The organism is Saccharospirillum sp. ABV4_185, from assembly GCF_056159245.1.
Genome location: NZ_JBSWUW010000001.1, coordinates 3,500,125 through 3,512,735, shown reverse-complemented (window position 1 = coordinate 3,512,735; position 12,611 = coordinate 3,500,125). Strand labels below are relative to the sequence as shown.

Sequence of the window (12,611 nt, the reverse complement as noted above, 5' to 3'; positions counted from 1 at the left end):
CCTCAGGCAGCGCTCGCTTCACCCAGCAGGGCGAGGCGGGCGTCGGATATCGGGGTCTGGGTTCGAATCAGTTGCTGGTCCTGGTCGGCGTGATCGACACAACCGATCATTTCCGCGCCGACCAGACGGTCGTCCACCAGATGCAAGCGACGGCAGCGGCGTTCGCCGGGCTGGTCCAGCGTCAGCCGCCGCGCACTGGGGTGGTCGATGCGGCCGATGGAGACCACATCGAGACCGGAAATTTTCAGACGGGTGCTGTCCTGGCTGGGTCTATAGGGCGCGGCTTCGGTGTCACCGCACAGCCGCGCGGCCAGCACCGCAGCCTGGTGATAGGCCGGATTGACCAGGCCGATGGTGCGGCCGTCGCACTCGGCGCACTCGCCCAGCGCGGAAATATTGGCCTGGCTGGTGGCCAGACGATCATCGACCAGAATGCCGCGCTTTACCGCCAGACCAGCGCGCTCGGCCAACTCGATTCTGGGCTGGATGCCGGCGGCAGTGATCAGCGCATCGGCTGCGAGAGTGCGGCCGTCATCCAAGATGATGCCGTTCAAGTTGGGACTGGCATCGATAGCGCACAGCGAGCGTTGCAGATGCAGCGCGATTCCTGCGGCGCTGAAGGCATCCGACAAATAACGCGCCGGCGCATCCGACAGTTGGCGGTTCATCAGATGGCTGTTGCGATGCACCAGGGCGACGCTGTGGCCGCGCTGACGCAAGCCCCAGGCGGCTTCCAACCCGAGCAGGCCACCGCCGAGCACCACCACTTTGCTGCCCGTCGGCAATGCTTTTAACCAGTGACCATCAGCCTTGGTGCGGAACGCTCGGATGGCTGGTTGGGTGGGGAAGTCGATGTCGGGCAGACGCGGTTGGGCACCGGTGGCCAGCACGCAGTGGTCGAACTGAAGCTGTCGGCCCGAGGCCGTCGTGGCCTGGCCGTTAAGGTTCAACTCGGTAACCGCCTCGTTATCGAGGCAGCGAATAGAGTGCTGGCGATACCAGTCGTGCTCGACCAGATCCAAGGCTGTTTCACTGGTTTCACCGGCAAGCCAGGGCGTTAACTGGATGCGGTTGTAGCCGACGCCGGGTTCGTCACCCACCAGGGTGATGCGCCCTTTATAGCCACGCTCGACCAGTTCGCGCACCAGTCGGGTCGCGGCCATGCCGTTGCCAATGATCAAGAGTTGCGGTGCAGCCATCTTTTTCTTCCACGCAAAAAAAAGACGCTCTTGGGTTTCCCCAAGAGCGCCAATGCTCGATACGCAAATCACAGTGTAAGGCCATTACAGCCCGCCTCTGACGAATTCAGCGGCGTTCTGCCATGACTGGGTTCTACAAAGCGAAGGCTGTGCCAACTTTTAGAAACCGCCTAAACAGGGGCTTTCCGGGGATTTTGACGCTTAACACTGGTCGGTTTTACCCCCGGTTGGCGCACCAAGGATGCACAGGGGTTGGGCCGGGGTGTGCAAAAAGAGGGCGAATTGGCAGCTGGTTAGTCGTCTTCGCGCAGCAGTTGAATGTCGCCTTCGGCACTGACCAGGACGCGCATCGGCTGGCAGCAGACTTCGCAGTCTTCGATGTAGTCCTGGGCTTCGTCGAGGGGTTCGGTAATCAGTTGAATACTGGCGCCGCAGTAAGGGCACGACAGAGCGGTGAGATCAGTGAAAAGGTCGTTGGCCATATTCAGTCCGCCTCGTCGGCGTTAAACAGCGGGACCTGGATGGCGGGATCAAGCTCGTCCGCCTCTTCCAGTTGGGCACCGCGGGCCAGGCGCAGTTTGCGAATCTGACAGTTGCGAATCACCTGACGTTTGGTAGCGGCATCGAGTTGATGCCATTGCTGACGTTCGGGGCGCGAGCGCAGGCAGCCGCGGCAATAGCCACGTGGCCCGGATTCGCAGACCCCGATGCAGGGGCTGGGAATGTCGAAAAATTCCAGTTGCTGCACAACGTTACCCTCGGTGATGCGTCGAGGATAACGCTGCAAGGCAGCTCAGGCCACTGCGCTGGTTTTTGCCGATGGCTTGGTGCCGCTGCGCATCGGCTCCACCTTGCGCTGCTTTTCATACAGAAAGCTGAGCACTTCCGAGCGTAAGCGGTTGTAGTCGGCGTTGGACGCCAGTTCCAAACGATTGCGCGGGCGCGGCAGTGGCACGTTCAGAATTTCGCCAATGGTGGCGGCGGGACCGTTGGTCATCATGACGATGCGGTCGGAGAGCAACACCGCTTCGTCGACGTCATGAGTAATCATAATGACGCTGTTACCGAGCCGCGCCTGAATCTCCATCAGTGAATCCTGGAGGTGGGCGCGGGTCAGGGCGTCGAGCGCGCCAAAGGGTTCATCCATCAGCAGCACTTCGGGTTGCATCGACAGCGCCCGGGCAATGCCCACTCGTTGTTTCATACCGCCGGAAATTTCGCCGGGCCTTTTGTGGGCGGCGTGGGTCATCTGCACCAGGTCGAGATTATGGGCAATCCAGTCGCGCATCTCGGCGCGGCTTTTGTGTTTGCGAAACACCTGCTTAACGGCCAGCTCGACGTTCTGCCACACCGTCAGCCAGGGCAGCAGGCTGTGGTTTTGGAACACCACGGCGCGTTCCGGGCCGGGCTCGGTGACTTCCCGGTTGCCCAGCAGCACGCCGCCATCAGTCGCCTGATGCAGTCCGGCGATGATGTTTAAAACGGTGCTTTTTCCGCAACCGGAATGGCCGATCAGCGAGACGAACTCGCCTTGCTGCACTTTTAGATTAACGTTATCGAGGGCTTTGAAGGGTCCTTTGGGCGTCGCAAAGTCGATGCCGACGCCGCTCAATTCGAGATGTGTCTGTGTCATAGCGATGCTCCGGTTGTGTTCAGCGTTGCTGGCTGGATTTATCCCAATCCACCCAAGCTTGCAGTTGCAGCATGATGCGATCGAGGCCGTAACCGATCAGGCCGATCACCAGCACCGCCACCATGATGCGCCCCAGCGAATTGGAACTGCCGTTTTGGAATTCATCCCAGACGAATTTTCCGAGACCCGGGTTTTGCGCCAGCATCTCGGCGGCGATCAACACCATCCAGGCGATGCCCAGCGACACCCGCAGACCGGTAAAGATCATCGGAATAGCCGAGGGAATGACGATGCGGCGAATATGCGTCAGCGCCGGCAGGCGCAGCACCTGGCTGACGTTGCGCAAGTCCTGGTCGATGTTGGCAACACCAACGGCGGTGTTGATCAGCGTCGGCCACAAACAGCACAGCGTGACGGTGAACATAGAAGTGATAAACGACTTATCGAACAGCGGGTCGTCAGTCACATAGACCGCCGAGACCACCATGGTCACCAGCGGCAGCCAGGCCAAGGGTGACACCGGCTTGAACAGTTGGATGATGGGATTCACCGCCTGATGCACCCGGTGCGATAGCCCGACCAGAATGCCCGCCGGTATCGCCAGCAGACTGCCCAGCGTAAAACCGGCCAGCACGGTGACCAGGCTGGTGCCGATCTGATCGAGAAAGGTCGGCTTGCCCGGATAATCGATCTTCAATGGCTCGAAGTCGGGATTGTCGGCCTGACGGGCGGCGTTTTGCTCGGCCAGACGCTCATAGAAGGCGGCTTCTTTTTCCCGCGCTGTTTCGTGTTCCTGCCACAGCGCGACCGACTGCTCGAACACCGTTGCCGGGCCGGGAAACTGGCCCAGAGAGGTGTTGACCTGGGCGGCACCGAAGTGCCACAGCATGATAAAGACGGTGAGGCCTAATATCGGCAGGGTAGCGGCCGCGACGGCGGCCATTGGATTCCAGGCGGGCAGCCGATCAAGCCAGCGCAGCCAGGGTTTGATTCGCAATTGTATCGTCATGACGCGCCTCGCTTGGCTCGCTTAAAGAGTCTGGTCGCTGCCCAGGCCAATCGGGAACTGGTCCAGATAGGCGTTGGGCTGGCGACCGTCGTAAGTGATGTTGTCGATAAACTCTGACTGCGGCGGTTTGTAGCCCGTCTCAGCCGCGAAATCGGGGAACTGATCGGCACTGAGCAGGCCCTCATTAATCAGCGATTCGGCGGCCTGTTGATAGAGGTCCGGGCGGTACACCTGGGCGGCGGTGTCCTGGTACCACTGGTCGCTCTGCGGCTGAGCGATCTGGCCCCAGCGGCGCATCTGGGTCAGATACCAGATCGCATCCGAGTAGTAGGGGTAGGTGGCGTTGTAGCGGAAGAAGACGTTGAAATCGGGCACGGAGCGGGTGTCACCGGCTTCATATTCGAAGGTGCCGGTCATGGAGTTGGCGATGACTTCAGCATCGGCGCCGACATAGGCCGGGCGTGACAGAATTTCTACTGCTTCGGCGCGGTTAGCGTTGTCGTCGGCATCCAGCCACTGCGCCGCTCGAATCAGAGCTCTGACCAGACGCACCGTGGTATTGGGGTTTTCCTCGGCGAATGCCTCGGTAATGCCAAACACCTTCTCCGGATTGTTCTTCCAGATTTCGTAATCGGTAATCACCGGCACGCCGATGCCTTTGAACACCGCCTGCTGGTTCCAGGGTTCGCCAACGCAGTAACCGAGAATGGTGCCGGCTTCCATGGTGGAGGGCATCTGCGGCGGCGGTGTGACGCTGAGCATCACATCGGCGTCGATCTGGCCGGAGGTATCGCCGTTGTCGGGGTCGTAATAACCCGGGTGCAGGCCGCCGGCGGCCAGCCAGTAACGCAGTTCATAGTTGTGCGTCGATACCGGGAACACCATGCCCATGTTGAATGCCTGACCACGTTGTTGGTAATCGCGCACTACTGGCTCGAGCGCGCTGGCGCTGATCGGATGAACCGGACGGCCGTCCTCGTGTGGTATGTGTTGCTTCATTTGCTCCCAGACGCTGTTGGAAACGGTAATGCCGTTGCCATTCAGGTCCATGGAAAAGGGCGTGATGATATTGGCCTGGGTGCCGTAACCGATGGTCGCGGCCAAGGGCTGACCGGCGAGCATATGAGCGCCATCCAGCTCGCCGGTAATAACACCGTCGAGCAACACCTTCCAGTTGGCTTGGGCCTCCAGGGTGACGTACAGGCCTTCGTCTTCGAAGAAGCCTTTTTCATAAGCGATGGCCAGCGGCGCCATATCGGTCAGCTTGATAAAGCCGAGCTTCAGCGCGGGTTTTTCTGGCCAGCCGAGTTCGGCCTGAGCGCTGGTAGTGATAAGTAGCGCGGTGATGGCGGCGAACAATCCAGCTTGCCAACGTCGTGCGAACAGCAGTGTCATGAATCTCTCCCTCGGGTCCGATTTTTTTCGGGCAAAAAAAAACGGCGCCTTCACCGCGTGAGCGGTAATGGCGCCGTTGCCAGTCGTTGCAATGCAGGATGTCGGGGAGCGTTGGGGTCGGGGTCGTATGCAAAGACGACGGTGACAACACCGTGGCGTCGAAGTCAAAAACGCTCGCCGGAATCCTGAGAAAACAACCTTAGGTTTTCTATCGAAGACCTGGACATCTTTGGGTTCAACCTGTTCACCCCGCCGATGTCTCAGCTTCTAAGGCTGTTAAGCGAAGCCTGTGCCAACTCAGTTCAATGGATGGCCAACTGCTTGTTTTGCAGGAGATTAATAACCAGAAGGCGCGTCGATCAGCCTGGCCGTTATCGACAATGTCGCACCAAGAACGTGCTGTCAGTTAAGCCTGTGCACCAGGAAGTGAATCTGAACAACAGAGCGCTTGGCAAGCCGAGGCCTTTATCCCATGCTCTGGTTTAAACGGATTACCGCGGATGATTAATGAAATACCCAGCCCAATTTCCCGCCCCTGCTGACGCCAGTGAACGTCGCTCGGTAGCGGCGGTTGTTGCCTATCCCAATGACGATCAGACGGCCAGCCAGTCACTGATGGCAGCGGCACGCAATAACATGAGGTTAGTGGAAAGCGTGCAGATTGAGCCAAGAACGGCGGGCACCTTTGAGGTACCGGCCGGGCATTTTTTCCGCATCGTTTCAACCGAAGGGCCGCAGGTCGGTGATCTGAATCTCTGGCATCAAGAGGATTTAAAAGAAGCCTTTTACAGCGGTAAAACGCGCGCTTTGCAGGGCACTCATCTGAGTACTGGCGATCGGTTATGGAGTCGCTTTCCTTATTTGCGCCCACTGGCAACCATCAGCGCCGATACGCTCGACTGGTACGGTTGGGACGATGAAGGTTGCAGCGTGCACGATGTGATTGGCACGCGTTGCGACCCTTACACCGAGCATCAATTAACGGGTCGGCATTATCATCATTGTTGTCATTCCAACCTGACGCGCGCCTTGGCGAAATATAAAGGTTGGTCGTTTGAGCAGGCTGAGCCTTATGTGCACGATGTGTTAAACGTCTTTATGTGCACCGGCTTCAGCCTCGATACCCATCAGTACATTATGAAAGCCAGTCCGGTGCGGCCGGGCGACTATTTAGAGTTTTTTGCTGAAGTGGATCTGCTCGGTGCGCTGTCGGCCTGTCCGGGTGGCGATTGCAGCGCCAGTCATTCCAGTGACGCGGCCGCCTGCTATCCGTTGCTGGTGGAAATTTATCGGCCGGATGTTGCGGACCTAGCAGGTTGGCAAGCGCCGTCGGTCAATGGTTATCGAGCCGACGGCTAGTGCTTACCCGCAGTGTTTACCAGGCTTTGTTTTTTAACTCAGCCAGACCCTCAGCGCGGCTGATAACTGGTTGATAACCCAGCTCAGTTTTTGCCTTGCTGATGTCGAGTGTGACCTCAACAGCAGAGGTCGCCAGCGACTGCCGGGTCACCGGGCCACGAATCACACCGCCGCTTATCCGGCTGAGAAAATCACCTCCGGCCGCCAGCGTTTTCAGTAGCCAAAAGGGCACACTTTTGTCCGGGGCGCTGATGCCTTGGCTGGCCAGCAGGTCGGTGGCGAATTGACGAAACTCAACGGGTTCGTCGTCGGCAATAAAATACACCTCGCCATTCTTTCCATGCGCTAAGGCGCGCTCGATACCGACACAGAGATTGTGAATATGAGTGGTGGACGTGCGGTAGTGACCACCGTCGATCCAGGCCAACTGTCCTGACACAGCGGCATCCACCAAATGCGGCAGGGCGGTGGTGTCGTCGCGTCCCCAGACAAACCTCGGCCGCACGACGATGACCTGAAAATCCTCACTGGCAAAAGCCAAAGCCTGACGTTCGGCGGCTGCTTTGCTGCGGCTGTATTCGCCAATGGCTTTTGCTGGAATCGGCTGATCTTCATTAACGTTGCGCAATGCTTTGCCGGTCAGCAATACCGATTCGGTGCTGATATAAAGCGCTTTGTTAATGTCCGCGCGACGGGCGTTGTCGAGCACATTGCGGGTGCCTTCAACATTGGTCTGGTATTGCGCTTTGGATCGGTTGTCGTGATCGGTATCGGCCGCGGCATGAATCAGTACCTGGCAGCCGGCCATAACCTCGGCCAGATTGGTGTCGAGTAAATCACCACGGACGGCTTGGGCGCCGAGCGCTTCGACACTGGCTGCGGATTTATCGCTGCGTGCCAGGGCAACTACCGAGTGGCCCTGTGCGATTAAAAAACGAATCAAATTGCGGCCGATGTAACCACTGCCGCCGGTTAAAAAATAAGACGTTGTTGTCATCAATCAATGCTCTAAATATTGGGTTCAGTTGGGTTTGGCAGCCTTGCCGGGCTGGCTGTTAACCAGCCATTCAATGTCGCTGATAATTTCGCGGCGCTCATCGTCGGACCAGTGCAGGTAGTCAAACGACTCCAGCAGTTTCAGGCCTTCCAAAGCCAGATAAGCCAGACGCGCACCGCGTGGGTTGCTGGCGGTATCGAGCACCGACGCCAGGGTTTGTTGCTGGTTGGTCTGCACAATGCCGCGCAGTGTCTGGTCTTGCGCCAGCGCTGCGCATAACTGCAGCGCCACGGCACCAAACTCTTCGGGAAACGGCTGGCTGGCGGCGTTGATGCGGCCGCGAATGGTCGGGCTGTCGACGTCGCCCAGTGCGTCGATCTGGCTTTGGTTAAAGGCGTTGTCTCTGTCGGTCGCGCGTTGCACCACCGCCGCAATCAGCGCCTGTTTGTTTTTGTAGTCATAAAGCACCGATGCCTTGCTGACGCCGGCCTGGGTCGCCACGGCATCGAGTGTTAAACGGGTCGCGCCATCGCGGGCGACCACGGCTTCGGCGGCATCGAGGATGCCTTGCTGATCAATGCTGCGGGTTCGAGCCATGCTGTTTCTCCATTAATAACCAACCGGTCGGATATTAATTGAAAGAAAAGCGCTCTGCAAAGATTTCCGGTGTCGTTTTGTAGGGATGCCGGCCTGGCTATTGGCAACGGGGCTGGCGCGGCTTAAGGTGTCACCCACTGAGACGGGGTCCGACTTTAGTCGGTGATAGGAGGCAGGATGTGGCTGGGTGGAGTGAGTCGGTTGGCGCAAATGCCGCAAAGCGGCGACCGCCATCATCACCGTCATCATCAGGTCGTGCTAGGCTTTGAAGGCGCTGCCGATTTTGAGCTGGACGGCACCGGCGGTGAGCAACTGCGCATAGGCGGCGGTTGTCTGGTGCCGACCGAGTGCGGCCATGCCTTTCAGGGCCTGGGTGACAACCGCATGCTGGTGCTGGATTTCGATCTGGACAGCGCTATCGACAGTCGCATCGACCGGGAAATGCTCGATCGGCTGTTCGATCGACCGCACTATTTCCAACTGGACGACCATTTCAACACGCTACTGAAAGCCATGGCGCACGAACTGGACTTGCACGGCCAGGATCCGCAGATGCAGCAACACATCAGCGCCTTGCTGTTGCACAGTCTCTACCAGCGTCTGACCGGCCGAACGCTGCGGCCGCAAGAGAGCCCGGGCCGGCTCGATATGGAGCGCATCGATCAACTGATCAAACAGCGCCTGCAAGACAAAGTCTCGGTCGCCGAACTGGCCCAAACCTGCCATCTCAGCCTCAGTCAATTCCATCTGCGTTTTCGCCAGACCACTGGCATGACACCCTACCAATATGTGATGAAGCACCGTCTCGACCAGGCCGTCTGGCTGCTGCGCTGCTCGTCCCATCCCATCGCCGACATCGCTGTCGAAACCGGCTTTTCCAGCCAAAGCGCGCTGACTCACGCCATCAAGAACGAACTGGGTTTATCGCCTGGTCAGGTGCGCCGTCAGCAATCCAGCTAAGCCTTTTCCCGACGTCAAGATCAGTCGCTCCAAGCTGTGACCTCGGTTCGCAACAGCGGATTTTTTTGCAAAAGAATCGGTTTTTTTGACAAGCCAGCGATAACAGCGGCGCTCTACTGTGGTCGGTCAGTGATTCACAAAACCGACAGGTACGACCGCTATGACTCAGTTTGATCCGGCCCGGGCGCTCTCCGGCGAATACCGTTCTGCGGACGAGGACCAATGGTTCCGCTATATCTGTGATCAGTACGCCGTCGATGAAGATGAATACATGGCGCAAATGGTTGAGCTGGCTGAACCGTCCGACGGCAGCCGCGCCAACGTAGAAAGCACGGCGCGCCGTATTGTCGAACAGGTGCGCGATCAGGGCGACGTCGCTCACGCGGTCGATAAACTGCTGCAGCAGTACAGCCTCGATAACGAAGAGGGCGTCATCCTGATGTGTCTGGCCGAAGCGTTGATGCGGGTGCCGGATGCCGATACCGCCGATGATCTGATTCGCGACAAACTCTCAGTCGCGGATTGGAAAGAACATATGGGCAAGTCCGATTCACTGCTGGTCAACGCCTCGACCTGGGGTTTGATGCTGACCGGCAAAGTCACCTCGCTCGACAGCCGCGAAACCTCACCTGCCAACTTACTGTCCAAACTGATCAACCGCGCCGGTGAACCGGTGATTCGCGCCGCCATGAACCAGGCGATGCGCATTATGGGCAAGCAGTTTGTGCTCGGTCGCAGCATCGGCGAAGCCATCAAAAATGGCCGTGATTACCGCAAAAAAGGCTACACCTATTCGTTCGATATGCTCGGCGAAGCGGCCTTTACCGATCACGATGCCGAGCGTTATTTCCAGTCCTATCTCGAAGCGGTGCGCACCCTCGGTGAGCGCAAAGACGAGTGGGGCGAACTGCCGCGTCCGACCATTTCCATCAAACTCTCCGCACTGCATCCGCGTTACGAAGAAGCGCATCAGGATGATGTGATGACCGAGCTTGCGGATCGTGTCAGCCAGTTGGTTAAGGAAGCCCGTGCTCTGGGTGTTGGCATCACCATCGATGCCGAAGAAATGGATCGTCTGGAATTATCGCTGCGTTTATTTAAGCAGGTATTTAACAGCGAAGACGCGCGCGGTTGGGGGCATTTCGGTCTGGTGATTCAGGCCTATTCCAAACGCGCTCTGGCGGTGCTCGGTTATCTGACCAAGCTGGCGCAGCAGCAGGGCGACATCATTCCGATTCGTCTGGTGAAAGGCGCTTACTGGGACACCGAAGTGAAGCACGCCCAGCAGTTGGGTCTGGCTGATTACCCGGTTTATACGCGCAAAGAAAACACCGATGTGTCTTACCTGGTGTGTGCGCGTTTTCTGATGAGCGATGCCGTCGGTGGCGTGCTCTATCCGCAGTTTGCGACGCACAATGCTCACACCGTGGCATCCATTGCCGAACTGGCACGGCTGAACCCCCAGCGCGAGTTCGAGTTCCAGCGTCTGCACGGCATGGGCGATGCGCTCTACGACAGTTTGCTGGAATCCGATAAACCCACGGTGCGTATTTATGCGCCCGTCGGTGCGCATAAAGATCTGCTGCCGTATTTGGTGCGTCGTCTGCTGGAGAACGGTGCCAACTCTTCCTTTGTGCATCGGCTGGTCGACGCCGAAACTCCGGTGGGTGATCTGGTGCAATCGCCGGTTGAAGTGGCGTTGCGTCATCCGGTCTTTCGTAACCCGAAAATTCCTCGCCCCAGTGAAATGTTCGGCGACAGCCGACGCAATTCTCAAGGCTATAACCTGGCGGTGGCGTTCGAGCGTGAACCCTTGTTGGAAGACATCGCCGGTTTCGATCAAACCCAATGGAAGCTGAAACCGCTGGTGGCCGGCAAGGCGGTAGCGACCGGAGACACCCAGACTATTGTTTCGCCTTACGACACTCGTCAAAGCGTTGGTCAGTTGGATTGGACCACCGCCGAGCTGGCCAGCGAAGCGCTGGCCTCGGCGCATCAGGCCTGGTCCGGCTGGAACCGTACGCCTGCCGTTAAGCGTGCTGCCTGCCTGGATAAGCTGGCCGATTTAATGGAAGCCAACACCGCCGAGCTGATGTCGCTCTGTGCGCGTGAAGCCGGTAAAACACTGCAGGACAGCATCGATGAAGTGCGTGAAGCCGTCGATTTCTGCCGTTACTACGCCAACGAGGCGCGCGCCAATATGAGCGAGCCGACGCTGTTGCCAGGGCCGACCGGCGAAAGCAACGAGCACTATTACGAAGGTCGCGGCGTGTTTTTGTGCATCAGCCCGTGGAACTTCCCGCTGGCGATTTTTACCGGCCAGATTTGTGCGGCGCTGGTGGCCGGTAATACGGTGTTGGCCAAACCGGCCGAGCAAACTTCGTTGATTGCTGGCCGTACCATTGAGTTGTTCCATCAGGCCGGTGTGCCGACCGATGTATTGCATTATTTGCCGGGCGCTGGCGCCACCCTGGGTGACGCCTTGTTACCGGATGAAAGGTTGGTCGGCGTGGCTTTTACCGGTTCAACCGAAACCGCCCATCGCATCAATCGCACCCTGGCGCAGCGTGACGGTGCCATTCCTACTTTGATCGCCGAAACCGGTGGTCAGAACGCGATGATTGTCGATTCAACGGCCTTGCCGGAACAGGTCGTGGCTGACGTGATGCAGTCGGCTTTCGCCAGTGCCGGTCAGCGTTGTTCGGCGCTGCGCGTGCTCTGTGTGCAGGAAGATATTGCCGATCGAATTATCGAACTGATTGGCGGTGCTTTGGGTCGCTTGAAGATCGGCAATCCGCAGTTTTATGCCACCGATTCCGGCCCGGTGATCGATGCCAAGGCGCATCAGGCGTTGTCCGAATACGTCGAAAGCTGGCGGGCCAAAGATCGAGTGGTGGCGCAAGCCGAACTGGGCGAGGGCACTGAGCACGGCCACTTCCTGGCGCCGATGGCGCTGACCATCGACGGCTTTCACGAGATCGGCCGCGAACAGTTTGGTCCCATTCTGCACATCCACCGCTTTAAAGGTCGTGAACTGGATCAGGTCATCGAAGACATCAACAACACCGGTTACGGCCTGACACTGGGCATTCACAGTCGCAACGAAGCCACGGCGGCTTATATCGAAGCGCGGGCGCGCGTCGGTAATTGCTACGTGAACCGTAACCAGATTGGTGCTGTGGTCGGTGTGCAGCCGTTCGGCGGCCGTGGTCTGTCTGGCACCGGTCCGAAAGCCGGCGGGCCGAACTACATCAAGCGCTTCGCTACCGAGCGGGTGCGCACCATCAACACCACTGCCGTGGGCGGTAATGCCACTCTGTTGTCGCTGGAAACCGACGACTGAGTGGTGATCGAAGTTGCCGCTGCGTGTTGGCGGCCACTGCTCAGCTTTGTTGCGGGTGAGCGCAACAAAGCTGAGTAAGCCGGCTGTTGCCGGATAACAATAACGTCATGCTCGAATCA

At 58.4% G+C, this 12,611-nt stretch carries 11 protein-coding genes; 3 read left to right on the top strand and 8 right to left on the bottom strand.

What is annotated here, in order from left to right:
• Positions 1-2: 2 nt before the first annotated feature.
• From ACXAE6_RS16695 to ACXAE6_RS16670, 6 genes are all read right to left on the bottom strand, one after another.
• Positions 3-1,199: an NAD(P)/FAD-dependent oxidoreductase gene (locus tag ACXAE6_RS16695; protein WP_475151328.1), complete on the bottom strand. Its 1,197-nt coding sequence runs from the start codon at positions 1,197-1,199 to the stop codon at positions 3-5.
• Positions 1,200-1,492: 293 nt separating this feature from the next.
• Complete coding sequence (locus ACXAE6_RS16690; protein WP_475151324.1) at positions 1,493-1,681, bottom strand: zinc ribbon domain-containing protein; 189 nt, start codon at positions 1,679-1,681, stop codon at positions 1,493-1,495.
• A 2-nt stretch (positions 1,682-1,683) separates the two neighbouring features.
• Entirely contained in the window at positions 1,684-1,986 is a 303-nt protein-coding gene (locus tag ACXAE6_RS16685) for a DUF1289 domain-containing protein (protein ID WP_475151322.1), read from the bottom strand.
• Between the two features lie 6 nt (positions 1,987-1,992).
• Positions 1,993-2,832: an ABC transporter ATP-binding protein gene (locus tag ACXAE6_RS16680; protein ID WP_475151319.1), complete on the bottom strand. Its 840-nt coding sequence runs from the start codon at positions 2,830-2,832 to the stop codon at positions 1,993-1,995.
• Positions 2,833-2,851: 19 nt separating this feature from the next.
• The gene (locus ACXAE6_RS16675; protein WP_475151773.1) at positions 2,852-3,775 is read right to left on the bottom strand and encodes an ABC transporter permease; all 924 of its coding nucleotides are present in this window, start codon (positions 3,773-3,775) and stop codon (positions 2,852-2,854) included.
• Between the two features lie 87 nt (positions 3,776-3,862).
• Entirely contained in the window at positions 3,863-5,236 is a 1,374-nt protein-coding gene (locus tag ACXAE6_RS16670) for a CmpA/NrtA family ABC transporter substrate-binding protein (protein WP_475151314.1), read from the bottom strand.
• Between the two features lie 507 nt (positions 5,237-5,743).
• Between ACXAE6_RS16670 and ACXAE6_RS16665 the strand changes: the two genes are divergently transcribed.
• Complete coding sequence (locus ACXAE6_RS16665; RefSeq protein WP_475151309.1) at positions 5,744-6,595, top strand: urea carboxylase-associated family protein; 852 nt, start codon at positions 5,744-5,746, stop codon at positions 6,593-6,595.
• A gap of 16 nt (positions 6,596-6,611) precedes the next feature.
• Here ACXAE6_RS16665 and ACXAE6_RS16660 read toward each other — a convergent pair whose 3' ends face one another.
• Complete coding sequence (locus ACXAE6_RS16660) at positions 6,612-7,592, bottom strand: NAD-dependent epimerase/dehydratase family protein (RefSeq protein ID WP_475151304.1); 981 nt, start codon at positions 7,590-7,592, stop codon at positions 6,612-6,614.
• Positions 7,593-7,616: 24 nt separating this feature from the next.
• Entirely contained in the window at positions 7,617-8,189 is a 573-nt protein-coding gene (locus ACXAE6_RS16655; protein ID WP_475151300.1) for a TetR family transcriptional regulator, read from the bottom strand.
• Between the two features lie 177 nt (positions 8,190-8,366).
• Here ACXAE6_RS16655 and ACXAE6_RS16650 point away from each other — a divergent pair, with 177 nt between their 5' ends.
• Positions 8,367-9,149 (top strand): helix-turn-helix domain-containing protein, encoded by a 783-nt coding sequence (locus ACXAE6_RS16650; RefSeq protein ID WP_475151296.1) that lies wholly within the window; start codon positions 8,367-8,369, stop codon positions 9,147-9,149.
• A 160-nt stretch (positions 9,150-9,309) separates the two neighbouring features.
• Entirely contained in the window at positions 9,310-12,492 is a 3,183-nt protein-coding gene (putA, locus tag ACXAE6_RS16645) for a bifunctional proline dehydrogenase/L-glutamate gamma-semialdehyde dehydrogenase PutA (RefSeq protein WP_475151293.1), read from the top strand.
• Positions 12,493-12,611: the final 119 nt, after the last annotated feature.

Coding starts and splice junctions, on each gene's coding strand:
- ACXAE6_RS16695 (WP_475151328.1), bottom strand. CDS start 1,199: ATGGCTGCACCGCAACTCTTGATCATTGGCAACGGCATGGCCGCGACC.
- ACXAE6_RS16690 (WP_475151324.1), bottom strand. CDS start 1,681: ATGGCCAACGACCTTTTCACTGATCTCACCGCTCTGTCGTGCCCTTAC.
- ACXAE6_RS16680 (WP_475151319.1), bottom strand. CDS start 2,832: ATGACACAGACACATCTCGAATTGAGCGGCGTCGGCATCGACTTTGCG.
- ACXAE6_RS16675 (WP_475151773.1), bottom strand. CDS start 3,775: ATGGCCGCCGTCGCGGCCGCTACCCTGCCGATATTAGGCCTCACCGTC.
- ACXAE6_RS16670 (WP_475151314.1), bottom strand. CDS start 5,236: ATGACACTGCTGTTCGCACGACGTTGGCAAGCTGGATTGTTCGCCGCC.
- ACXAE6_RS16665 (WP_475151309.1), top strand. CDS start 5,744: ATGAAATACCCAGCCCAATTTCCCGCCCCTGCTGACGCCAGTGAACGT.
- ACXAE6_RS16660 (WP_475151304.1), bottom strand. CDS start 7,592: ATGACAACAACGTCTTATTTTTTAACCGGCGGCAGTGGTTACATCGGC.
- ACXAE6_RS16655 (WP_475151300.1), bottom strand. CDS start 8,189: ATGGCTCGAACCCGCAGCATTGATCAGCAAGGCATCCTCGATGCCGCC.
- ACXAE6_RS16650 (WP_475151296.1), top strand. CDS start 8,367: ATGTGGCTGGGTGGAGTGAGTCGGTTGGCGCAAATGCCGCAAAGCGGC.
- putA (WP_475151293.1), top strand. CDS start 9,310: ATGACTCAGTTTGATCCGGCCCGGGCGCTCTCCGGCGAATACCGTTCT.